Source organism: Gilliamella bombi, from assembly GCF_900103255.1.
Taxonomy (GTDB): domain Bacteria; phylum Pseudomonadota; class Gammaproteobacteria; order Enterobacterales; family Orbaceae; genus Gilliamella; species Gilliamella bombi.
The window spans coordinates 337-24,029 of sequence record NZ_FMWS01000043.1 but is presented as its reverse complement, the minus strand read 5'-3'; the positions used below and the strand labels follow the sequence as shown (position 1 = coordinate 24,029).

The 23,693-nt window shown below is 34.8% G+C and carries 19 protein-coding genes; 8 read left to right on the top strand and 11 right to left on the bottom strand.

What is annotated here, in order from left to right; translation table 11 throughout:
* Positions 1-92: 92 nt before the first annotated feature.
* From gltX to asnB, 5 genes are all read left to right on the top strand, one after another.
* The gene (gene gltX / locus B9N71_RS08830) at positions 93-1,523 is read left to right on the top strand and encodes a glutamate--tRNA ligase (protein ID WP_085165601.1); all 1,431 of its coding nucleotides are present in this window, start codon (positions 93-95) and stop codon (positions 1,521-1,523) included.
* Positions 1,524-1,577: 54 nt separating this feature from the next.
* Positions 1,578-3,191: an intermembrane phospholipid transport protein YdbH family protein gene (locus B9N71_RS08825; RefSeq protein ID WP_085165599.1), complete on the top strand. Its 1,614-nt coding sequence runs from the start codon at positions 1,578-1,580 to the stop codon at positions 3,189-3,191.
* 11 nt (positions 3,192-3,202) lie between these two features.
* Positions 3,203-3,388, top strand: coding sequence for a YnbE family lipoprotein (locus B9N71_RS08820; RefSeq protein WP_034911268.1), 186 nt, complete (start codon positions 3,203-3,205; stop codon positions 3,386-3,388).
* A gap of 105 nt (positions 3,389-3,493) precedes the next feature.
* The gene (locus B9N71_RS08815) at positions 3,494-3,838 is read left to right on the top strand and encodes a YdbL family probable chaperone protein (RefSeq protein ID WP_085165597.1); all 345 of its coding nucleotides are present in this window, start codon (positions 3,494-3,496) and stop codon (positions 3,836-3,838) included.
* 177 nt (positions 3,839-4,015) lie between these two features.
* Positions 4,016-5,689, top strand: coding sequence for an asparagine synthase B (gene asnB, locus B9N71_RS08810; protein WP_034911264.1), 1,674 nt, complete (start codon positions 4,016-4,018; stop codon positions 5,687-5,689).
* Between the two features lie 81 nt (positions 5,690-5,770).
* Here asnB and satP read toward each other — a convergent pair whose 3' ends face one another.
* Positions 5,771-6,349, bottom strand: coding sequence for an acetate uptake transporter (satP, locus tag B9N71_RS08805; protein ID WP_034911261.1), 579 nt, complete (start codon positions 6,347-6,349; stop codon positions 5,771-5,773).
* Positions 6,350-6,578: 229 nt separating this feature from the next.
* Between satP and dnaK the strand changes: the two genes are divergently transcribed.
* Together dnaK and dnaJ are read left to right on the top strand one after the other, a co-directional pair.
* Positions 6,579-8,495 carry a molecular chaperone DnaK gene (gene dnaK, locus B9N71_RS08800; RefSeq protein ID WP_085165595.1) on the top strand — a complete coding sequence of 639 codons (1,917 nt, stop codon included), beginning with the start codon at positions 6,579-6,581 and terminating at the stop codon, positions 8,493-8,495.
* Between the two features lie 127 nt (positions 8,496-8,622).
* Positions 8,623-9,750 (top strand): molecular chaperone DnaJ, encoded by a 1,128-nt coding sequence (gene dnaJ, locus B9N71_RS08795; RefSeq protein ID WP_085165593.1) that lies wholly within the window; start codon positions 8,623-8,625, stop codon positions 9,748-9,750.
* Between the two features lie 202 nt (positions 9,751-9,952).
* On the opposite strand, the gene B9N71_RS08790 is transcribed toward dnaJ, so the two are convergent.
* On the bottom strand, positions 9,953-10,525 hold the full coding sequence (locus tag B9N71_RS08790) for a hypothetical protein (RefSeq protein ID WP_085165591.1): 573 nt from the start codon (positions 10,523-10,525) through the stop codon (positions 9,953-9,955).
* 700 nt (positions 10,526-11,225) lie between these two features.
* Between B9N71_RS08790 and B9N71_RS08785 the strand changes: the two genes are divergently transcribed.
* Positions 11,226-12,311, top strand: a complete 1,086-nt coding sequence (locus B9N71_RS08785) for a DUF695 domain-containing protein (RefSeq protein ID WP_085165589.1) — start codon at positions 11,226-11,228, stop codon at positions 12,309-12,311.
* 93 nt (positions 12,312-12,404) lie between these two features.
* On the opposite strand, the gene B9N71_RS08780 is transcribed toward B9N71_RS08785, so the two are convergent.
* From B9N71_RS08780 to B9N71_RS08740, 9 genes are all read right to left on the bottom strand, one after another.
* Complete coding sequence (locus B9N71_RS08780; protein WP_143422098.1) at positions 12,405-12,659, bottom strand: hypothetical protein; 255 nt, start codon at positions 12,657-12,659, stop codon at positions 12,405-12,407.
* 641 nt (positions 12,660-13,300) lie between these two features.
* On the bottom strand, positions 13,301-13,735 hold the full coding sequence (gene tssE, locus B9N71_RS08775) for a type VI secretion system baseplate subunit TssE (RefSeq protein WP_065611080.1): 435 nt from the start codon (positions 13,733-13,735) through the stop codon (positions 13,301-13,303).
* A complete protein-coding gene (gene tssJ, locus B9N71_RS08770) occupies positions 13,736-14,251 on the bottom strand; it encodes a type VI secretion system lipoprotein TssJ (protein ID WP_065590737.1) in 516 nt (171 codons plus the stop codon).
* A gap of 20 nt (positions 14,252-14,271) precedes the next feature.
* A complete protein-coding gene (tssG, locus tag B9N71_RS08765; protein ID WP_085165584.1) occupies positions 14,272-15,318 on the bottom strand; it encodes a type VI secretion system baseplate subunit TssG in 1,047 nt (348 codons plus the stop codon).
* Positions 15,282-17,045 carry a type VI secretion system baseplate subunit TssF gene (gene tssF / locus B9N71_RS08760; RefSeq protein WP_085165582.1) on the bottom strand — a complete coding sequence of 588 codons (1,764 nt, stop codon included), beginning with the start codon at positions 17,043-17,045 and terminating at the stop codon, positions 15,282-15,284. The genes tssG and tssF overlap by 37 nt, the downstream gene beginning before the upstream one ends.
* Positions 17,046-17,103: 58 nt before the next feature.
* The gene (gene tssA / locus B9N71_RS08755; protein WP_085165580.1) at positions 17,104-18,714 is read right to left on the bottom strand and encodes a type VI secretion system protein TssA; all 1,611 of its coding nucleotides are present in this window, start codon (positions 18,712-18,714) and stop codon (positions 17,104-17,106) included.
* Positions 18,715-18,742: 28 nt separating this feature from the next.
* Positions 18,743-22,081 (bottom strand): ImcF-related family protein, encoded by a 3,339-nt coding sequence (locus tag B9N71_RS08750; RefSeq protein WP_085165578.1) that lies wholly within the window; start codon positions 22,079-22,081, stop codon positions 18,743-18,745.
* A gap of 3 nt (positions 22,082-22,084) precedes the next feature.
* Complete coding sequence (locus tag B9N71_RS08745; protein ID WP_085165576.1) at positions 22,085-23,215, bottom strand: KPHS_23130 family T6SS system protein; 1,131 nt, start codon at positions 23,213-23,215, stop codon at positions 22,085-22,087.
* Positions 23,216-23,219: 4 nt separating this feature from the next.
* Positions 23,220-23,486, bottom strand: a complete 267-nt coding sequence (locus B9N71_RS08740; RefSeq protein WP_085165574.1) for a PAAR domain-containing protein — start codon at positions 23,484-23,486, stop codon at positions 23,220-23,222.
* Positions 23,487-23,693 lie beyond the last annotated feature (207 nt).

Here is a 23,693-nt window from a genome sequence, read left to right as displayed (position 1 = left end):
CTGCTTGTTGATATATGGCAGAATTAAAGGAAATGGTGCTGGTATTCGTGTTGTTGTTAAAGCTCTATTTTCGTTATTATTAGGATTATTTCATGAAAATCAAAACCCGTTTTGCACCTAGCCCAACAGGCTATTTACATGTAGGTGGTGCTCGTACAGCACTTTATTCTTGGCTTTATACTCGCCATGCAAAAGGTGCATTTGTATTACGCATTGAAGATACCGATCTTGAGCGCTCAACGCCTGAAGCGATTGAAGCAATAATGGAAGGTATGAATTGGTTAAAATTATCATGGGACGAAGGTCCTTATTATCAAACTAAACGCTTTGATCGTTATAATCAAGTCATCGATGAAATGTTAGCCAAAGGCACAGCTTATCGTTGCTACTGTTCTAAAGAGCGCCTTGAAAAATTGCGTGAAGAGCAAATGGCAAAAGGTGAAAAAGCGCGTTACGATGGGCATTGCCGTTGTGCTTCAGTACAACAAGAGCATACTCATGATGAGCCACATGTTGTTCGTTTTGCTAACCCTACTGATGGCACCGTTATTTTTAATGATTTAATCCGTGGTCCAATTGAGATTGCTAATAAAGAGCTTGATGATCTTATTATTCGCCGCACTGATGGTTCACCAACTTATAATTTCTGTGTCGTTGTTGATGATTGGGATATGGAAATTACCCATGTTATTCGTGGTGAAGATCACATCAACAACACACCACGCCAGATCAATATTCTAGAAGCATTAGGAGCGCCAATTCCTAAATATGGTCATGTATCAATGATTTTAGGGGATGATGGACAAAAATTATCTAAACGTCACGGAGCGGTTAGTGTCATGCAATATCGTGATGATGGTTATTTGCCCGAAGCATTACTTAACTATTTAGTGCGTCTTGGTTGGTCACACGGTGATCAAGAGATATTTTCTGTTCCGGAAATGATTAGTTATTTTTCATTAGATGCGGTTAGTAAATCAGCCAGTGCCTTTAATACTGAAAAATTACTTTGGTTAAATCACCATTATATCAACCATCTTGATGCGGATTATGTTGCTCAACATTTAATTTGGCATATGAACCAACAAGGATATGATTTATCACAAGGTCCTGATCTTATCACTATTATTAAGTTATTTGGTGAACGTTGTAAAACGCTTAAAGAGATGGCTGAATCATGTGCTTATTGCTATCGAGATTTTGAAGATTATGATGCCGATGTAGCTAAAAAACATTTGCGCCCAGTCGCCAAACAGCCATTAGAAACAATTAAAGCAAAAATTGAAGCTATTGCTGACTTTGATTGGCAAATTGATAAAATTCATCATGCGATTGAAGCAACTGCAACCGAGCTTAATGTTGGTATGGGTAAAGTTGGCATGCCATTACGCGTTGCTGTAACAGGTATCGGGCAATCGCCATCGGTTGATGCAACTGTTTTTGCGGTAGGAAAAAAACGAGCGCTTGCTAGAATTGATAAGGCTTTGGCATATATTAATCAACGTGAGCAATCTCAAAATTAATATATTTATTACAGGGAAATCCCTGTAACCCTTTTTGTCAAAGTGAGAACTTCTATGGTTCGCTTAAAAAAACGCTATTGGATCTTACTCAGTATCTTATTTTTCCTCATACTGTTTTGCTTGTTTGGATGGCATTATTGGCAGACTTTCAAGCAGAAAAATGGGATTATTGTTGATTGGCATGGTGCTAGCGTTGGCTTTAAAGGTCTTACTTTTGACGAACTTACTGTCAGTAAACCATCCCAAGTTTCTATAACTGCTAAAAATTTATCAATTTCATTATCGCAGTTAACTGCAAACAATTTAGATATTTATTGGCAACCCAATGAATCTGAAATAGCTTTAGAAACTATTGAAAACACGGTTGATACAACGACTGAAACGCTTAATCAATCTGATCCCGATCTCTCTTTGATTTCAACTATTATTTATTGGTTACCTAAAACGATTCATATAGATACACTGCGATTTTATGAACAAAATAAAGCGAGATTAGATTTAAAAGTTGATATAAGTAAACAGCAAGAAGCAATACAACTTAATTTATCAACCAATACCCAAGAAATAACACAATTGTCTGCCACTTTGTTGTTTAATCAACAGGCTTTGCGGATTGACATACAAAACGGCCTTTTTAAAACATCCCTAAATCAATTTGGTTTACAAAATAGTAATTTAGTTTTACCGTTTACTGGTTGGCTATCTAGTCATCAATTGGAATTAACAACTTCGGATAAAGCATCAATTAGTTTAGAAAAAGCAAATCTTTCTGATGATTTAATCCTTGGTTCTTCCAATGGAGATTTCAATATTCAACTTAAATCAAACATTCCATTTGATAGTAACCAACTATCTGCTATAGCAACATTAACCATTAATAAACTCAATGGTATTTATAAAACTAGTGAAATCAAATCGGTTACAGGCGATATCAATATTATTATCAAAGATAACCAATTTACTATTTCAACACCGGCATTAAATATTCAAGAAGTAAATATGGGGATCGCTTTTGAAAAGATTAAATTAGTTGGAAGCTATTTAGCTTCGTTTAAAGCACCAAACAAAGGAACGGTTACATGGAAAAAAGCTCAAGCTAATATCTTCTCTGGTTTGGTTTTTATTGAAGAAAATAAATTGAATTTAGCTAAATTACCCCAACAATTTAATTTAAGGTTAAAACAGATACAACTAAAAGATATTTTTAAGCAATATCCTTCTGAAGGGCTTGCTGGTGATGGTGCAATTGATGGAGTTTTACCTATTACGTTATCAGAGATAAAGAAAAAGGGTGAAACAGCTTTAAAATTTGTCATTAACAATGGCAAGTTAGTTACGATCAACGAGGGTTATTTACAATTTGAAAATTCTGCTCTCAAAAGCTATGGGCAAAATAACCCCAATATGAAAATACTCACTGATATTATTAAAAATTTTCATTATACTAAGTTACAAGGCGCAGTTGATTACGCTAATGACATTGCCAAATTAAAATTGAATATTCAAGGCAGTAATTTGGATGTCGAAAATGGCAAAGCGGTTAATTTAAATATCAACCTTGAAGAAAATATGACTAAATTGCTCATGAGTTTACAGTTATCCGATCAAATTAGTGAGCCAATCCGTAAACGTATTGAAGCTTATTTAAAAAATAAATCTTCAAAATAAGGGGTTATTTTATGGTACGAAATGTTATTGCAATTATAATATTAGCAGGTGTATTAACGGGATGTTCACCAACAGTTAAAGTTCAAGCACCGAGTGAACCAATTAATATCAATTTAAATGTTAAGATAGACCATGAAATTAATATTAAGGTTGATAAAGCTTTAGATAATATAATCAATAAATCTGGATTATATTAATTAATAAGTTTTATTTTTATCTGTCTTTTTGATTATAAGTATTAATAAAAATCTATACTCACATTCAAATAAATAAAATACGATGTATTTATTAAGGAGTTTGTTATGAATATCTGTAAGAAAGCAACCTTGGCATTATTTTCAGTTGTGTTATCTTTTTCTGCGTTTGCATTAAATTTAGATCAAGCAATAGATTCATTAAGCCAAGCCAAAGCTCAAGGGATAGTTGGTGAACAGGCTGATGGTTATTTAGGTGTAGTGAAAAACGAAGGTAACGCTTCTGAAATTGCGCAATTAATTAATCAGGCTCGTAAAGAACAATACCAAAAAGTATCAGCTGAAAGTAATGTCCCTTTAAATGAAGTAGAAAAAAAGGCCGGTAGTAAAGCGCAAGAAAAGACCCCAGCAGGTCAATATATAAAGCGACAAGGCCAATGGTTAAAAAAATAATTGCTACTTTTTTCAGTAGTAAGAAAAGTATAATCACATTATGCTTTAATTGTGTATAAATAATGTGTATTCTGTTTGTTTAAATATTTGTTTTATGTTTAACAAAATAAAAAAATTTATCTAGTTAGTTTTTACTTGTAACAGTATCGCTTATGCGATTTGAAATGGAGAAAATCAATGTGTTCGATTTTAGGTATTCTTGATATTAAATCAGATCCAGAACAACTACGAACAAAAGCATTAGAGCTATCATGTCTACAGCGTCATCGTGGTCCTGATTGGTCTGGTATCTTTGCGTCTGATAAAGCAATTCTTGCTCATGAACGTTTATCAATTGTAGATGTTAATACAGGATCTCAGCCTCTTTATAATAAAGATAAAACCCTAGTTTTAGCGGTAAATGGCGAAATTTATAATCATCAAGAACTCCGAAATCAGTACAAAGATCGTTATGAGTTTCAAACAGGTTCTGACTGTGAAGTGATTCTTGCTTTATATCAAGAAAAAGGTATTGATTGCCTTGATGAATTACAAGGTATGTTTGCTTTTATCCTTTATGATATCAATAAAGGCAGCTATTTTATTGGCCGTGACCATATTGGTATTATTCCAATGTATACAGGTCATGATGAAAATGGCACATTTTATGTTGCCTCTGAAATGAAAGCATTAGTGCCTGTTTGTAAAACAATTGAAGCTTTCCCTCCAGGATGCTATCTATCTAGTACCGAAGGTGAAATCAAAACGTATTACAAACGTGACTGGATGGATTACGAAAATGTGAAAGACAATAAGACGGATATTAATGCACTGCGTGTTGCATTAGAAGAGTCTGTAAAAAGTCATTTAATGTCTGACGTGCCATATGGTGTTTTATTGTCAGGTGGACTTGATTCTTCCGTCATTTCAGCGATCACTAAAAAATTCTCAGCACGTCGTGTTGAAGATCACGAAAAATCAGAAGCATGGTGGCCACAGTTACACTCATTTGCTGTAGGTTTAAAAGGTGCTCCAGATCTAAAAGCTGCACAAGCGGTTGCTGATCATCTAGGTACAGTTCACCACGAAATTAACTTTACCATTCAAGAAGGTATTGATGCTATTCGTGACGTAATTTATTTCATTGAAACTTATGATGTCACCACAATCCGTGCTTCAACACCAATGTATTTAATGGCACGTAAAATCAAAGCAATGGGAATAAAAATGGTACTTTCTGGTGAAGGTGCTGATGAAGTGTTCGGCGGTTACCTCTATTTCCACAAAGCGCCAAATGCTAAAGAGTTCCATGAAGAAACCGTACGTAAATTAGCAGCACTACATATGTATGATTGTGCACGTGCGAATAAAGCAATGGCGGCTTGGGGCGTTGAAGCTCGAGTACCATTCCTTGATAAAAAATTCTTAGATGTCGCAATGCGCATTAATCCAAAAGATAAAATGTGTGGTAGCAATGGCAAAATGGAAAAACATATTGTCCGTGAAGCATTTGAGTCTTACTTACCTGCATCTGTTGTTTGGCGTCAAAAAGAACAATTCTCTGATGGTGTTGGTTATAGTTGGATTGATACATTAAAAGAAATTGCAGAAAGTAAAATTACTGATCAGCAATTAGAAAATGCAAAATTCCGCTTCCCATATAATACGCCAACTTCGAAAGAAGCTTATATGTATCGTGAAATTTTCAATGAACTATTTCCAGTTGAAAGTGCAGCTCATTGTGTACCAGGTGGTCCAACTGTTGCATGTTCAACTGCTAAAGCAATTGAATGGGATGAATCATTTAAGAACTTAAACGATCCATCTGGACGTGCGGCGGTTGGTGTTCATAACGACGCTTATAAAAAATAATTGGTTTTAGCGATAATTATTTGATATAAAAAAACGGGGAATATTCCCCGTTTTTTATTAACGATAGACTAAATTAAATTATTAATGTGCAGCGCCTTTAGGTGCACCAATCGGTAAAACCGTACGACCAAATTGCTCATTAATCACTTCTGCCATTGCTAAATAAACAGCACTTGCTCCACAAATAATGCCTTCAAAACCTGCAATATGAATAATGCCATGGTTACCTGAAATATTACCAATAGCTAATAAAGCAAATAAAACGGTTAAACTAGCAAAAACAAATTGTAATGCGCGGTTGCCTTTTAATGTACCAATAAACATAAAGCCAGTAAAAATTCCCCATAACGCAAGGAAAATACCAACAAAAGTGGCATCAGATGGCGCTGTCGCTGGTGAAGTTGGTAAATACCAAATACCCACTAACGCAATCCAAAAGAAACCATAAGAAGTAAATGCCGTTGTACCAAACGTATTACCTTTTCGAAATTCTAAAATGCCAGCAATGACTTGCGCAAGGCCTCCATAAAAAATACCCATTGAGACAATTACTGTCATAGCAGGAAAAAATCCAGCATTATGAATATTCAATAAAATTGTTGTCATACCAAATCCCATTAAGCCAAGAGGGCCAGGATTTGCAAGTTTTGTTTGTTCCATAAGGATCCTATAAATTAAGTAAGATGATTAAAGAGCGGCAATAATAAGTGTAGAAAACGCCATAATCAAGGTTTTAGAAAAATAATTTTTTTGTACCCCCTTGATATTAATAATAACGTTCCCATTTATGTGAAAACAAAAAACATTTCTTTGTGAGGTAAGGGCTTGAAAATTAAAATTTAAGACTTATATACAAGAAATAAAATACAGGTTTTGAGGAGAAAAGATTATGGGTAAAATTATTGGTATTGATTTAGGTACAACAAATTCATGTGTTGCTGTAATGGACAATGGTCAAGCAAAAGTATTAGAAAACGCTGAAGGCGATCGTACAACCCCTTCTATTATTGCTTATACACAAGATGGAGAAATCTTAGTTGGTCAACCAGCAAAACGTCAAGCAGTAACCAATCCACAAAATACACTATTTGCAATTAAACGTTTAATTGGTCGTCGTTTTGAAGATGCCGAAGTACAACGTGACGTTAGCATCATGCCATATAAGATCGTAAAAGCTGACAATGGCGACGCATGGGTTGATGTTAAAGGTCAAAAAATTGCACCGCCACAAATTTCTGCTGAAGTATTGAAAAAAATGAAAAAAACAGCAGAAGATTATCTTGGTGAAGCAGTAACTGAAGCGGTTATTACTGTTCCTGCTTATTTTAACGATGCACAACGTCAAGCAACTAAAGATGCTGGTCGTATTGCAGGACTTGATGTAAAACGTATCATCAACGAACCAACAGCCGCAGCGCTTGCTTATGGTTTAGATAAAGATGTAGGTAACCGAACTATTGCGGTTTATGACCTTGGTGGTGGTACATTTGATATATCTATTATCGAAATTGACGATGTTGATGGCGAAAAAACCTTTGAAGTATTAGCAACAAATGGTGATACTCACTTAGGTGGTGAAGATTTTGACTCACGCTTAATCAATTATTTAGTTGACGAATTTAAACGTGAACAAAACTTCGATCTAAAAAATGATCCGCTAGCAATGCAACGACTAAAAGAAGCGGCAGAAAAAGCGAAAATTGAATTATCATCAGCGCAACAAACTGATATTAATTTACCTTATATCACTGCTGATGCAAGTGGTCCAAAACATTTAAATATTAAAGTGACTCGCGCTAAATTAGAATCATTAGTAGAAGATTTAGTTAAACGTTCAATGGATCCTGTAAAAACAGCATTACAAGATGCAGGTCTTTCTGTTTCTGACATTAAAGACGTTATTCTTGTTGGTGGGCAAACTCGTATGCCAATGGTTCAAAAAGCGGTTGCTGACTTTTTTGGTAAAGAGCCACGTAAAGATGTAAACCCTGACGAAGCGGTTGCTGTTGGTGCGGCTGTTCAAGGTGGTGTACTTGGTGGTGATGTTAAAGATGTTTTATTACTTGATGTAACTCCATTGTCTTTAGGTATTGAGACTATGGGTGGTGTAATGACAACTTTAATTGAAAAGAACACAACTATTCCAACAAAACATAGTCAAGTGTTCTCAACAGCTGAAGACAATCAATCAGCAGTAACCATTCATGTATTACAAGGCGAACGTAAACGTGCGGGTGATAACAAATCATTAGGTCAATTTAACCTAGACGGTATTCAACCTGCACCTCGCGGTATGCCACAAATTGAAGTTACTTTTGATATTGATGCTGACGGTATTTTACATGTATCAGCTAAAGACAAAAACACTGGACGTGAACAAAAAATTACGATTAAAGCCTCATCAGGATTAAGTGAAGAAGAGATTCAAAAAATGGTTAATGATGCAGAAGCAAATGCCGATGCAGATCGTAAATTTGAAGAACTAGCTCAAACTCGTAACCAAGCAGATCATCTAGTTCATTCAACACGTAAACAAGTGACTGAAGCAGGTGATCAGTTATCAGCTGATGATAAAAAAGCAATTGAAGATGCCGTAAGTGCTTTAGAAACTGCCGCTCGTGGCGAAGATAAAGCAGAAATTGAAGCAAAAATTAATGCATTAATGGAAGCTTCTAAAAAATTGCTTGAATTAGCACAACAACAAGCTCAAGCAGCTCAAGGTGCAGAAACAAATAGTGGAAGCTCTAATGCGCAAGATGATGTTGTTGATGCAGACTTCAAAGAAGTTGATGATAATAAAAAATAATCATTAGTTACTATGTTTTTTAATGAGTTATTCCAACAAGTTTTAAACATGTAATACATTAAACGGGCGCGAGGTAACTCAAGCCCGTTTAGTTGTTTATGAAAACAGATAAAAATAAAGGTTAATTATGGCGAAGAAAGATTATTATGAAACATTGGGCGTCAGTAAAAGTGCCAGTGAAAGTGAGATAAAAAAAGCCTATAAACGCCTAGCCATGAAATATCATCCTGATAAAAATCAGGATAACAAAGCCGAAGCTGAAGAAAAATTCAAAGAAGTAAAAGAAGCTTACGAAGTCCTAACCGATCCGCAAAAAAAGGCGGCTTATGATCAATATGGCCATGCTGCTTTTGAACAAGGTCAAGGCGGTGCAGGAGGATTCGGAGGCTTTGGTGGATTTGGCGGCGGAGCTTTTGACGATATATTCAGTGATTTCTTTGGTGGTGGTCGAGGTCGTGGACAAACTGCATCTCGCGGCAATGACTTACAATACAATATCACACTAACATTAGAAGAAGCTGCCGCAGGTGTTAGTAAAGAAATTAAAGTTCCAACGTTAGTAAGCTGTGATACTTGCCATGGACAAGGAACCGAAAAGCCTTCTGATGTGGTAACGTGTAACACATGTCATGGTGCCGGTGTTGTACAAATGCGCCAAGGCTTTTTTGCTGTGCAACAAGAGTGTCCAACTTGTCATGGTCGCGGTAAAGTAGTTAAAAATCCATGTAAAAAATGTCACGGTGAAGGCCGAGTACAAAAAACAAAAACATTATCTGTTACTATTCCTGCTGGTGTTGATACAGGAAATCGTATCCGACTTTCTGGTGAAGGTGAAGCTGGATTAAATGGTGCGCCATCTGGTGATTTATACGTACAAGTGCAAGTTAAATCACATGCTATTTTTGAACGAGACGGTACAAACTTACATTGTGAAATTCCAATTAATATTGTATTAGCATCACTTGGTGGCGAAGTTGAAGTGCCAACACTTAATGGCAAGGTCAGCTTAACAATTCCTGCTGAAACACAAACAGGAAAAATGTTCCGACTACGAGGTAAAGGCATAAAATCGTTGCGTGGTAATGCTGTCGGTGATCTTTACTGTCATGTTGTAGTTGAAACACCAGTTAATTTAACCAGTAAACAAAAAGAGTTACTAAAAGAGTTAGGTGAAAGCTTTAAAGCTGATAAAAACTCTAAACACAGTCCCAAAGAAAAAAGCTTCTTTGACAAAGTGAAAAAGTTTTTTGGTTAATTTGATATAGTAAAAGCACGATTGAACAGTAAAATCACTTGTTCAATCGTGTTTTAGCCAACATTAACACCTCTACACCCATCCCTATTTATTCACAAAAACAAAAAACTTTTAGGCAAAAATTAGTTAATGCAGATATTAACTTTATTAAAGTTTTTGGTGTTTTTTAGCCAAATTAACCGTTTATGCAACTATTTCGTTTTTACTGCGATCCTGTTTTTTGCTTGCGATATTTTTCGGTCAAAATTGCGACATAAAACTTACCGTCAGTTTCTCGGGATAGATGTAAAGCGTATGGTTTATAGCTCCATATTTTATCCCCTACTATGTTTTTATATTCTTCTTTACCATATTTTTGGGTTAATTCTTTATAAACTTTCTGCTCTATTTCTGCTGTGTATGTCATTTTTTTATAAACATTGAACACAACTAATTTGGTAGGATTACGCTCTAAGTCATCTTCAAGTCTAATTGTTAATTTTTCGTCTTGATTGTTGACATTTAAAGTTATTTCATAGCTTTTGATTGTGCCTTCGATTATCGATTTTTTGCCTATTTTTGATGGCGGTAATCGCATTTTCATTTCACTAATTTTTATGTCATTTTCAGAAAGGTGATATTTGTTTTTGAGTAATTCAACCAGTTCCAATTCGGTTATTCCAAGCTTAACCCCTGCAAGTTCAAGATTTTCCGCCTGCTGTTTTGTTAAACCATCAGCCCAACAGATTGGGATACAAAATAACAAAGTGAATAATAAAAAGTATTTTTTTAACATTGTTTAGTTTGAATAGTATAATGAATTATGAAGTTATCATTTTATTTTAATAAAATAATAAATTAGAAGCTAGCAAGTGAAAAAATAAGTATGGTGCAAAAAGTAAGCAAAATAAATTCCTCAATCAAACTGATTATTTATACAAAAGAAATACTCAAGGAAGATTATTTTATCATAATATTGGCATTAGAATGCGCCGATAACGAAGCGAGGATAAGATGACAAATATAAAAATCTTTCAATATGTTAAAATATTCTCCAGAAGCTTAATTTGCTATAACTCATCCTCGCCAAAAAATTTCTTCAAAAAAATAGTTAGAGCTTTAACAAACAGCAATGCTCTCACTGATTTAAAAAATCAGCTTATTAAGTAACTAAAAATAAGAAACTAAATAAAATACTTGAATAAGTAGTAGATAGGATGTGATGCACTATAATTCTAAACACTGGCAAATCTATATCTTGAATCTTTTTAGAACATTTTCAAAATAATTTGAAGTTAGCACTAAATTACAACAAGATAATGCTATTGATTTAACACTTTAGTCTGATATTGATAATCATATTGCTGAATATTATATCATTAATATTTTAATTAATTATCTTATTAGATGATTAATAGTTATAAAATTTAAATGAATATAGTGTATTATTAATGCTATTTTTGTATGATTTTTATTGAGTTAAGAGGATAATGTATATGTTTTTCAAAAAGTTTTGGAAAAAATCACCACCTGATATTAAAAACACACCAAAAGAGCAACAAAGCACACAAGATTATTTAAGTGCGATGATTCGAGATTTTTGGCAACAAGTAAAAAATTCTGAACAATCTCTTAATGAACTTGATATTTTAGATATAATGAAAAATATTAATAATCTATTAGATGAAAATCAGTTAGATGTCATTGCTGAAATTACTGTAGGGGATACTAAGAAACATAAAATTATTTTTACTGCGGATGGAAAAATTGAACGCTTCGAATATGTAATAGAAATTTTCCGACAGGCACCTGATCTTCAGTTTTTCGAAGTAGAAGCATTTCGTCAGCGCATTAATAATGTAGATACATTTGTTATAACATCTAAAGAGAGTTCTTTTTCATTAGGTGCAACTGATTTATTAATTCAATACAAAGAAAGTCGTCGTAAAATATCTATCGGTATTATGTTTGCTAAGACAGTCCCTGAAGAGATGATAAAACAGGCAGAAACGATGGCATTAATCTATCTCGATCATCTATTAGGTGAATATGATTTTGCTGTTAGAGTAGAAGCTGTTGAGTTTTTAAAGATAGATCAGAGTGCTACCACAATTCCTGCTAACCAATTTGTAACTATTTTTGATCGGTTATGGAAAGAAGATTTAAAACATACCGGTATATTTAATATTCAAGAAGATCAATGGATTGTATTTGAATTAACAGATCTTAAAATGTTAGTGCATCGTAATGAAGCGGCTAATTCTTTGTTAGGACATGAAAATTATTGTTATGCACTTAATGTTATAGTTGATGTTGATAGTAAAGAGACACTTTCACTTGTTTATGAATTAGAAGATGCTATTAATCTTGCTTTACGTGCTGATGAGAGGGGAATTCATTGCCAAAACAGTTTTAGTGAAGGTGTAAGAAATATGCTATGGTATGTAGGAAATAAACAGTCAGTACTCCAATTAGTTAAACAAATAACAAACCGATATAATACATTATCAGTTAAAATTGAATGTAAGTTCGATCCTTTTTGGTTACAGTACTTACGCTGGGTTGAGTGTTATCAAGCATAAAAAAGTATCTATGATTAATGGATACTTTTTTGCACAATAACTATTGTAGCAGGGGATGTTGAGATACTATTCTAAATTTTGTGTATTTACCTGTTAAAGGTGACGGTTTATATGGTTACCAAATTCTGTAATAAATGGACTCAATGCATTTTCCCTGTTTTGGATGGACATAGCACATTTTTTAGAAGCTTGCTGTATTGCTGAAATAGATAACTTTTTAACCGATCGGTCGGGAAAACTTACTTTCATTAGGAAACCACAGCGTAAATGTTTTTCAGCTATATCGTTTAATACTAAATTAATCATCCAATCATCCAATAACTTAGGTTGATAATAGTAAGAGCTCATGACAATTGGATTGATTTAGTGGCTTGTAGTTCTTTTGCCCATGTTTTTGTTCCTTGATGGGCATACATTCTTTTATGATTTCTTCCTGAAGCTGTGATTTTAAATTCAATTCGGCAATTATCTGTTTAAGTTTGTGATTTTCGGTCTCAAGTTCTTTTAAGCGTTTGATATCTGAACTTTTTACTCCACCGTATTTTTTCCGCTATTTGTAAAAGTTAAATTACCAATATCATATTTTCGGCAGTGTAAATAGTTAGAGACGTAAAAGAGAGAGAACAAAAGCTTAAGCAATGCCTATTAAAAAGCCCTATATGTTTTTAGTGGATTAATTTAATCATGAAATGTAAATGCCCCGATATTTTCTTTACACAGATTATGTTTAGTATGATAGAAAATGATTTTAAAAAAATGATATATGATTTTTAAATCACCAAGCAAAATTTTATTATCATCACTTCCCATCTTAGATATTGTGCAATTGCTTTTACGGGTGAAGCTCGATTCTATCACCCAATTCTTTTAGGTTTTAGTTTAAGTAAAAGTAACTGAAGGAGTTATTTTATTTATCAGTCTCCCATTTTGCCAAAATAAATACCGATGCATAATTAGTTTATACTATCTTAAGTATGAACTACTGCTTCTTAGCTATACCTATAATTGCGATCTTTTCGTGTATATTTCAAACACGCTTTTCCGTCGGGCATAAAATAAGTCCCATACTTAACTAGTCCACCTTCTTTAAAATGACAAATAAGTTCATAACCAAGCACCATTGAATCACTGCTTTCTTCTGCAATATTAACCTTAATTGATGCAAGCCTTGGTTCATAAAGAAGCAGTGTTTTCTCAATGGCTCTCATTAAAACATAAGCCGATGACGGTAAAGCTTGAAAGATCGTTGACATATCGGGTAACCCATAATCTGGCATGTGTTTTACAGCACCTGCTCGGCTATTTAAAATACGTTCAATATTATCCATTACGCTGATAATTGTCTGTTCATTTTCACTTACATCTTCAACGGCTATGCCTGATTCAAAATAACCATAAAGTTGGTCGTATAATGAAGCACTCATTTATTTTTCTTCCACCAATTTTATTGTGTATTGACTTGCGATTATTTGACGTGGTTGAGTAATGTTTAAGTCTCCGCGTTTTAATACTAGTCGCCAGCTATTATCTTTTAAGTCTGGTTCTTTATAAAGCGCAGCAATACCTACCGCCTTAGCCTTCTTATCAAATGAAACATCAATAGAAATAGCGGTATCTGGCTTTAATACTATTTCTTTACTTTCAATCAATGAATCTTTTAGTTCATCGCTATCTTGATCAACTAACTCTTGATAAGCAACAGAATTAAAAACGTCAGCTTCTTTTAATTGATAAATTCGAATCACAACTGGCGAGGATCTCCCTTCATCATCCATATTTAACTCAGCTCTTGCTGTAATATCTAGATGCAAAGTTCTTACATCCCATTTAAAAATAGAGTTGCTCAAATCAGTCGCTTTTTCTGAGACACTTTGCGCAATACCGCATCCTGTTAGATACATAGTTAATAAGATAGTAATGAATATATTAATTATTTTCATATTTATTTCCTTTCTTTATATTATGCTGCATAACTAATGCCGTAATAGCAACCTAAATTTACAGCGACTTCATCTTGAAGAGGTTCACCATCTACTGTTTTTTTAGTAAATGATGCAGTTTGCCCTAATCGGCTATTTTTAGATACCAATTGACTACGAGGTAAAAATTGGCGCTGAATATAGAGCGTCATTTTGGCATCCACTTGATATCCCAGATAAGCGCGTAATAGGGCCAATAAGTCATAGTATAATTGCCCACCAGGTAGTAAATCTGCAATCTGGCTTTCATGTTGTGGAGTAATTGCAATATGGACGGTTTGATTACATTCTCTAAAGCGAGATCCTAATATAGCACCACCATCTAAAGCAGCTTGTTCATGCCGTTTTCCCCCCAACTGTGCGGGGTTATCAATTGATTGCCAAACAGGATGAAACTCACTTACAACAACTTTTGCATCATTGACTAACACTCGCACTAACCCAACTATACCTTCGGCTGTACGTGTTTTTTGTGTAATTAAACCTAATAATGCTAAAAAACGAGATAGTGGTGTACCAATTTGTTTACTCGTTCCTTCAATACCAAATCCCGTTAATCCAAGTAAACATAGTGATATCGGATCTTTTCCGCCATCTAAAAAGCTTGCTGGATAATGATATTTCAACCAAATCCGATAAAATTGGGTTATTATTCGATGGTTAAATATATCTAAAAAGTCGGTCATGGTTTGATAGTTTTCTTCACGGCGAATAATATTATCAAGTAAGCCGAGTGGTAATGCAGCATCAACACCATACAACCCTAAAAATCGAGTTCTAACTGTAGTTGGCCGATTAATATAAGGCGCTCTCTCTATATATTTCAATTCACTTGCCGGAAAAGACATATCGATAGATGGAGCAAAACGCAAAGGATCCGCTGTTGGGGTTTCGTGTTTACCCAACACAGGACCATCTGCATAAATTTGTTCAATTAACTGACAAAAACGATAAAAATTCATTTTTGGCAGGTTCTTTTCAAGAGCCTGCATTAAAGGACTGCTTTCGATGCTTTGCTGTGATGCCATACAATTTTATTTCCTGTTGGTAAAACTATAATCGCTAATTGCGTAAATAAGTTAACATCGGCATATAATGCAAAAAATTGGTGTAACAACTCACCAAAAAGCATCACATCACCATCACCTGTAAATTGGTAACTATTAATTGTCACCTCAATTTCTATACCGCGTTGCAACATCCCTTTTTCAATACGTTTGATCATTCGATGAGAAACTTCTACTATTCCCTCTAAACGGCGGCGATTTAATTCGTTATCAGTCCAATCATATAAAGCAAGTGTTCCACGCAACACTTCCGCATTCATTAATGACAGATAATTAGGTGCTAAATGCGATAGCACCCGCCAATAAAAGCGATCTTCTGTTGGTGGATAACAAGGTAACGTTGGAGAGCATAAATTTCTCACTTTTGCGATAAAATTTTGCGAATGACACAGCTCATGAATTCGAGCATTGCGTAATGCTTTACGAGGTAACATGCCATTAGTACCAGTGATGCGTAATGATAAAGTTTCTGGTTCAAGCTCATCCTCTTTATCCCAAATCTTACCACCCAAAATCAACCAAGTATCATGTAAACCCGATGCACCTTTACGAACTCGAGTATGATAATACCTTTCTGGAGCATCATGCCGTAACATACCACCTCGATGTTTAAAGCTCGTAAAAGGGACATAGTGGTAACGTCCATTACGAGTGATAGATTCAACATGCTCAACAGAATGAACCTCTACATGTCCACTTTGACGCAATAATGGACGAAGCAAATATTCACTTTCTAATTGGTTAACAACAATAGGATCAGCTTCCATATCGAATAAATTAATGGCTGGTACACAATGCAAACGAATATTGCTATGGTCAAAAGGCATATCACTTGGCCAAGTTTGGTTAAGCAATAGTTCTATATCAATGTAATCACATTGTTCCGGAATAGCATGTTTCTCTAACCCATGCAAATCAACAAACATAAATTTTTCACGAAATGCAAAATACTCTAATAATAGTTGATACCCAGCAAAAGCATTATCAGGTTTTAGCCACAAACGCTCATCATCACCAAAACCGACTGGGGTTATTTTACCTTGCAAATTTATGCGTTTTTCAGGTTGGGTTGCATAACGCAAGTATATTGAAGCTACCTGCTGTGTTAACGCATAATATAACGCTGATGCAATCGGTCCATCTGCATTTAAATATAATCGTAGTTGGGACAAGTCAAGTAGTTTAAGATCAGCTAACTCACCAAAACGGAGACGAAGAGTAATCATGCTTCGACCATCATAATTGATACCTATTTTTGCTTGACTGATTTTTATTGGTTGTAGTGTCACTGCTTGTGTCGTACGATATGGGCACTGCGTACCTGCCTGACCAAGTGGTTCTGTCTGTACTTGTAATCCTTTGGGAATCACTTCTGGGCAAGATAATGTCATATAATTTGGCGTTAATTCAATAATAGACAATGACGGAATTAACCGCAAATAGTGTGGCCAAAGTAGGCTTACTAAACTTTCAGTAAGTTCAGGTAAATCATCATCAATTTTTTGGCGTAGCCGCCCAGTTAAAAAAGCAAAGCCTTCAAATAATCGCTCCACATAAGGATCACGATCACCAACGCGATCTAAATTCAGTTGACTTGCTCTATCAGGATGAATTTTCGAAAATTCTTTTCCTGCATCTCGCAAGTAACGCATTTCTGATTCATAATAACGTAAAATTAAATCATCCATCGTTTATCTCTTTATTCTTTATATTATTTAGTCAGATTATTTTTTATTGTTGATAAAATTACATCACACTTAATGCCCTTGCTGGATCTAGATGAATTAGCTCTTGTTGTAATAACTCAACTAACTCTAACAAATGTGGCTTGATTATCTCTTTAGATTTCGTTTTTTGCTTGATTAATCGCAATAAACATCGCTTAACCTCAAACACCAATTCTTGCTCCCACTGTAATAATGTCAAGGATTGTTGTTGATTATTCAAACCAATAAATAGCTTTAATGCAATATCTTGCTTGCCAAGTTGCTCTGCAACTCTTGCCTGTGTATATTGCAATAAAAAACGTTGTTTAGGGGAACGTAACAATGGCAAGTTTTGTAGCCAATAAAACGCTTTTTCTAAACTTTCGGCATGAGCTAGTTCTAAAGCTTGTTTTTCAATTTCATTCCAATCATCATCAGCAGATACTGCAATGGGTTGCATACTGTCACCTTCATCTAAATGATGAATACGCGCATTATTTGCAATCCAATCTAATGTTTCATCATCAGCGAATGGCATACCATTTTCAAAAAAGAGGTGCTCAACACCATTTAACCGCTCTAACATCAACCCAATATCTGTTAAATAAATATCCGCCCATGATTGATAAGGCTGTCCCATTTTTTGTAACGACATTACCGTTGCCCGTTGCAAATCTAACCAAAAATGATTAGCGCTTTCCATAAAAGCAGCTTCAACACGTTCAAAAAGCTCTGACCATTGTTGTTGAAGAATTAAACGGCTAATATGCTGTTTAAGCTCTGTTCTTGGGGCTGGTAATCGTGTTTTTCCCCGATGATCAGCAGGAGGTAAATCAATAATCGTATCCCATCTTAGCACCCTTAAAAAGCGACCAGCGGCAAGATAACCATCAGGCTTTTCACGCAAAAAAGTCGCCATTTTACGGGCCAGATCGAGCAAATCACGTTGAGAACCAATCTTCATTCCAGTTATATTTTTAGGCGAATCTAATTGCGAAGAAGGTTCTGGGGCTACCGGAGTGGCTTGCGCAACATTGGGCGTTTTAGCAGGTTGACTTATACCACTATTAAAAAAGTGAACTAATGCTGATAAATCGGGCGAATCAATAGGTTGATTAGGATCATCACTAACAAAAAGTTTTTGGCAACTATGATCAATTTGATTTAACGCAACAATAATACGCGTCAAGCAAAGTTCAGGTATAGGGCGTAATTGAGTAAGTTGATCAACAAATTTTGCATTAGCAAGCCATTCTACCGCATTTTTACGAATATTATGCCGTGAAGGGTAAATTGATGAACCGAATTTATTCAGTAACCCAGCTAACAGCTCAACGCCATCAGCAAAGCCATCCGCACCATCTACATATAAGCGTGCCAAACAATAATAAGTTGCAACACGAATATCTTTACTATTTTGTTTTAATATCGTTTCACTTTCAGTAATAATCAGTGGGTAATCAATCCCAGACAATTTTGCGATCTCTTCTTTAATTTCTTGGAATGTGTCGTGATAGGTTAAATCTTCTCCTGTAGGCTGGTCTGGTGTAATGGGTTGCAACCAGTCATTCCAACGTTGGTTTAACTCTCTTGTCATAGATTGACTAGGGGTTTGTTGCCCTAAAAAACGGCTTAATAATTGGCTAAACATAATAATAATCCAATATTTTAATTAATTGTTATTCAAATACCGTTTTCGGTAAAGTAAAATTACGTAACTTCAATAATGTTAACGGGCCACCCCCTAACTGAGTACGTAAAATAAATCTTAACTTACGTTGATCTGGCGCTTTCCAAACAATTTCATAACGGCTTGAATCCAACGGTTTGACAGAAGCTGAACCAAGTAAACGGATCCACGCCCAATCACCACTATAGTATTTATAAAGCCGTAATCCTGACGTATCACTACTCCAGCTTAGCTGTGAATAAGGTGAGTATCCATCGCCTGGCCAATTAAAGCGTTTCCAAGTAGGAGACTGATTAAAATACTCCAACTTTTGCTTATTAATCACCAATTCTGTCCGAGTAATTTTGCTACCACTACGAGGCATGATATCAAATGATAAAGCGACATCCCCTGTTGTGAGCAATTCTGCTGATAATTCATTAAATAATTTTAGCGCATCAAGAAACTTAGGTGAAAAATTAAGACCTTGAGCATTGACTGAATTGATAACCCAACTTCCACCTTTCTTTTCCAATACTCCACTTAGCTCACTGGTGATAAAACTATCAATAATTCCTGTATCGGCACGTAAAAAACGGGCTAGCTCAGCCAATGATGCTTCGTTGTCACTATTTTTAAAAGGATAGCGACCAGCAAAAGATTTTTCCCATTGACTAACAATGTAATTTTGCCAAACCTCATTAAAACTATTGGCCGCTGGCGTTAACACCACTTGCCATGATTGTTCTAGCGGTCGTTTAAATAAGCTATAACCAAATCCAGACCACTCTTCACCTAAATTAGCGGCAATTAAGTTTCCATAATCTCGTGTTTCTGTTAAATCAATCGAAGTACCTTTAAAAACACTTTTCGCCAATCCTTGCATCATCGCTTGGGGATCGGCACTATTGGCTATATTTTGTAATTTTAAACGAACTTGAGTAATGCGTAACAAATAGGTCTGCAAAGAAAGTCCATTCGTATTGTTATTATTAAGCAAACTGGTAACAGGTAAAAATGTTGCTGTTAATGGCCCAGAGGCCTCGTTATTTATCGGCAACCCTGTCTTTGATTTATTTCCAATCAACTCTTGGGCTGAACGAATTAAATTATCGGATAAACCATCACCTGAATAAGCAACTTCAGACTGATACTTAACCACGTTGATTAAAGCAATTAAAGGAGACTGGCGAGTATCAGCCAGTAATGTAAGTTGCTCAATAACATCTGAAACATTATTAGATGAATGCCACTGAATTGTATTTAAAAAGTTTAACCATGCAGCACTATATTCACTAAAATAACGGTCGGTTAGTTGTTTTTTTAACGTATCAGGAGAAATTGAAGCAGTTAAATCATTTTCTCCATCACTCAATACCCAATCAATTTGTTCTTTTCGATATTTTGCCACCTCAGCAATTTCATCTTTAATAGTATTATCCCAAGCTTTGCGGGTATAAACGCCAGGAATCTCGGTATCCGTTGAAAATAGCACTTGACTGTCTAACCCTTCCAGTAACTGATTCATATTTTGATTTGCATAATGCTGGCTAGCTCGTTGAATCATCTCTTGATAAAGTGTATTAACAGCATTTTGTACACCAATTTTATTAATTAAAATTTGTCTAACGTCTTTAACTAAACGAGTATCATTACTTTGTGCCCAATCAGGATGTAAATTAAGCATCTGTCCCCAAAAACGAACCAAATCAGGCATAAGTCGTTGCCAATCTCCATCACTCACACCTTCTGGTGCTCGCCATTTAGTTGTAGCAAACTGGCTTAAATAAAGCCCATCACTCTTATCTGGGTGTCCCATCATTAAATAAGCTTTTAATACATCATATGCAGAATCGACTAATTTTTCCCGACGAGAATCGCCTGGTGGTAATTCAGTTAATAAGTTCAAATAATCGGTCATGATATTATGAAAGGGCGTAGCAATATTACGTGAATTTGTTGCACGATAGGTAAGCCACATTCTTTTAAGTACCTCATCATTATGATTTAAGCCAAACCGATTAAATAAAGGTGCACCATGTTGTTGACGATAAAGTAACTGCTCTAAATGCTGTTGTAACTGATGTTGTATTTGCAACCGTGAAGTATAATCTTGTTTGATGGAATCATCGGCTTGCTTAACAAGTTCAAAACTATCATCAATAAGCGATGCATTTCGAAAATACGAAGTACACAGCGCTATACACATTACGCCCATAAGTGAAAGTAGTGCATAACAAGACCAAATATCCCATTGGATCCCCATGCGTCGCCCCATTTGCGAATTAGCATCATCTCGAATTGATTGCCATGTCGGAGTCATGGCTAAAGAATGCTCAAAAATAGGCATATTTTCATCATTTGACTTTGATTGAGGAGGAGCAAAAAATAGTCCTCGAACATGAGGAGAATAAGGAAAAGCAATTAGAGATGTTAAATAACGTCTAATATTCGTAATATCGCGCTTAACTAAATTCTGACTTAATTTGAGCAAAAACGAATAACAAGTATTATCTTTAAGCTGTCTTACGCCACGTTGACTACACTCTTTTGCTAATTGATTAAGAGATACAACAACAGATTCCATGTCATCTTGTTTTAACTCAGTGAAAAGCACCCCAACACTCTGCTCTATCCGCCCTGTTTGTGACCATTCACTCGACTGCCCTGCAACTAAATAAAGCGGTGCAGACCATTTTAAAACTTTATTACGAGCTTGTAGCTTTAATACCGCCTTTTCAAGCAATAATTGTTGTTGGCGGTTATTATCAAGATAATGCTTAGGTACAACCCAAATAACTGCATCAAGCGGTTTGCTAAAAAATGGTAAAATACGCGAAAAGTATTTTTTTAAGGTTTCTAACCATTGTGTATTTGACTCATCTTGAATATCGCCACCGTACACTATGAGCGTATTATCAGACAATTGCCATTGATCTTGTGACAAATTAGGTAACAAATGCTCAACGTCAGAGTGATGACCCAAAACTAAACATTTACAAACTTTATAACGCCAAAAGAAGCCATAACGATATCGACATTGTTTTTGAATATCCAGAAATTCAGCAAATGGAATAACTTTTTGTTGTTTTTGCTTTTTATTTTCTGTTGGGTTAAGTTCCTCACGCTTAGCTTTTTCTTGATTCCATAATTTGTATCCCATTGTGAAGATAGCAGGTAAAAATAACAAACCTAATAGCAGTAACATTACTTGTACCCAAATGGTGGTTTTTTCCTTCATTGTGTCATAACCAAACCTATCACCAAAAAAAATAAGTGCTAAGGTTAATAATATGGCGCCTAAAAATATAAGCAAAATATAACCAATGTTTTTCCATTTATTTTTCATTTACTATTCCCCATTCACTGCTGTCACGACTGAAAGCAACCATTGATTTTGGTTTATTGCTGCAATTAAATTATTTTGTTTTGTTTGAATTACCGTTTCGCACGTCAATGCTAGTGAAAGCCAGAAAGAAAATTCTGTTTGATTACCAACAACACTTTCTAATTGATACATCTGTTCAGGAGAAATTTCCCATTCAGCCAACTGTTTAGTAACATCTACTTGTTTTTTGTTATCAAGATTTGAAAACCAAAGTCGTTTTATCTGATGAATGGCTGGTTGAATTGAGGTCATCTGCTGAACGCCTAAAGGCATATCCGAGGTTATCATTGGCCTTAAAATTTCACTTTTTGCTATGTCGATTGCTAAATCTTGATAATATACCTTATCCATCAATAAAAAAGCACACAAGAAAGCTGTTCCTGAAGAGTTAGCGTTATTAATAATAATTAAGTGTATGACTGATTGAGAACTATCAATCCATTCATTTAATTTATCAATATCACTATGATTCATAACATGGTAGGATACTGTATAAGGTTGTGCTATTTTTACACTATCACAGACATCATTAAACTTATTTTCAATAAGATTATATGATTCAGGTGACGAGTAAACAATAACATTGATCGGCTCCTTAATAGGAAGTTGAGATAACACATCTCGCATTGACAAAAATAAACTTTCAATAGATTCAATCAAATCAAATTTTTCTTCAAATGCTAATGATTTATTAATTTTAGAAGTCGCATCCGGATTAGTTGTCAAAAGGTCTTTTAGTTTGAGTTCATTTGGTAAAACATACAAACTATCAAGAACAACTAATGATTGCATTGCCCAATTTTGCCAATTTTGCTCAACATTCTTTTGTTCATGTAGCCATAGTTCATATTCTTCTTGCGCCAGCCCATAAAGATAAAGCCGAATACTAAGTGCAATACTCTCTATTACGGTCGAAATCAATATAATGCTTAACCAAAATTGCCATTGCAAAAAATAATTGTTATCAGTCCATAATAAAGCAAGCACAATACTTGAAATTAAAATCAATATGATAAAAAAGAATAGCCACCATCCACGATGTAATGCTTTAGGTGCTTTTAAGGTATCAATGATGATAGGTTTAGGCCAAGACATAATATTATTCCATTATTGCAGAGTTAATTGTAGAAAGAACTTTACAGCCACATTCACATAAACACTGATCAATGACCACAAGCTTACCATCAGAAAAGCCCATTTTAGCTCCTTCAATAATTTTATTTATGCCATGATCTTTTTTAGGACAACTGACTAGATCACCAATCAAAGCGACAGGTTTTCCTTCAATTACTATCGTTGAGGATGCAGATATGACCGAACCGCCATGTGTTGTTGGATCACCTAATCGAACCACATTTTTACCCATTGTTTTATTCCTTTATTTTTTATATTTATTATTTATTATTTATTGACTAATGTCTAAAGTTTTTATATTTGAATCAATTTTTCTATAAAAAATACCTTTATTGCTCCGTCTCATAAACTTATCGTCTAAACTTTGTAGAGTCGGATAGGTTGGATGATATTTACCTCTTTTAATTTGTAGAATAAAAAATGTAAATACCCCAAACTT

Coding starts and splice junctions, on each gene's coding strand:
- gltX (WP_085165601.1), top strand. CDS start 93: ATGAAAATCAAAACCCGTTTTGCACCTAGCCCAACAGGCTATTTACAT.
- B9N71_RS08825 (WP_085165599.1), top strand. CDS start 1,578: ATGGTTCGCTTAAAAAAACGCTATTGGATCTTACTCAGTATCTTATTT.
- B9N71_RS08820 (WP_034911268.1), top strand. CDS start 3,203: ATGGTACGAAATGTTATTGCAATTATAATATTAGCAGGTGTATTAACG.
- B9N71_RS08815 (WP_085165597.1), top strand. CDS start 3,494: ATGAATATCTGTAAGAAAGCAACCTTGGCATTATTTTCAGTTGTGTTA.
- asnB (WP_034911264.1), top strand. CDS start 4,016: ATGTGTTCGATTTTAGGTATTCTTGATATTAAATCAGATCCAGAACAA.
- satP (WP_034911261.1), bottom strand. CDS start 6,349: ATGGAACAAACAAAACTTGCAAATCCTGGCCCTCTTGGCTTAATGGGA.
- dnaK (WP_085165595.1), top strand. CDS start 6,579: ATGGGTAAAATTATTGGTATTGATTTAGGTACAACAAATTCATGTGTT.
- dnaJ (WP_085165593.1), top strand. CDS start 8,623: ATGGCGAAGAAAGATTATTATGAAACATTGGGCGTCAGTAAAAGTGCC.
- B9N71_RS08790 (WP_085165591.1), bottom strand. CDS start 10,525: ATGTTAAAAAAATACTTTTTATTATTCACTTTGTTATTTTGTATCCCA.
- B9N71_RS08785 (WP_085165589.1), top strand. CDS start 11,226: ATGTTTTTCAAAAAGTTTTGGAAAAAATCACCACCTGATATTAAAAAC.
- B9N71_RS08780 (WP_143422098.1), bottom strand. CDS start 12,659: ATGAGCTCTTACTATTATCAACCTAAGTTATTGGATGATTGGATGATT.
- tssE (WP_065611080.1), bottom strand. CDS start 13,735: ATGAGTGCTTCATTATACGACCAACTTTATGGTTATTTTGAATCAGGC.
- tssJ (WP_065590737.1), bottom strand. CDS start 14,251: ATGAAAATAATTAATATATTCATTACTATCTTATTAACTATGTATCTA.
- tssG (WP_085165584.1), bottom strand. CDS start 15,318: ATGGCATCACAGCAAAGCATCGAAAGCAGTCCTTTAATGCAGGCTCTT.
- tssF (WP_085165582.1), bottom strand. CDS start 17,045: ATGGATGATTTAATTTTACGTTATTATGAATCAGAAATGCGTTACTTG.
- tssA (WP_085165580.1), bottom strand. CDS start 18,714: ATGTTTAGCCAATTATTAAGCCGTTTTTTAGGGCAACAAACCCCTAGT.
- B9N71_RS08750 (WP_085165578.1), bottom strand. CDS start 22,081: ATGAAAAATAAATGGAAAAACATTGGTTATATTTTGCTTATATTTTTA.
- B9N71_RS08745 (WP_085165576.1), bottom strand. CDS start 23,215: ATGTCTTGGCCTAAACCTATCATCATTGATACCTTAAAAGCACCTAAA.
- B9N71_RS08740 (WP_085165574.1), bottom strand. CDS start 23,486: ATGGGTAAAAATGTGGTTCGATTAGGTGATCCAACAACACATGGCGGT.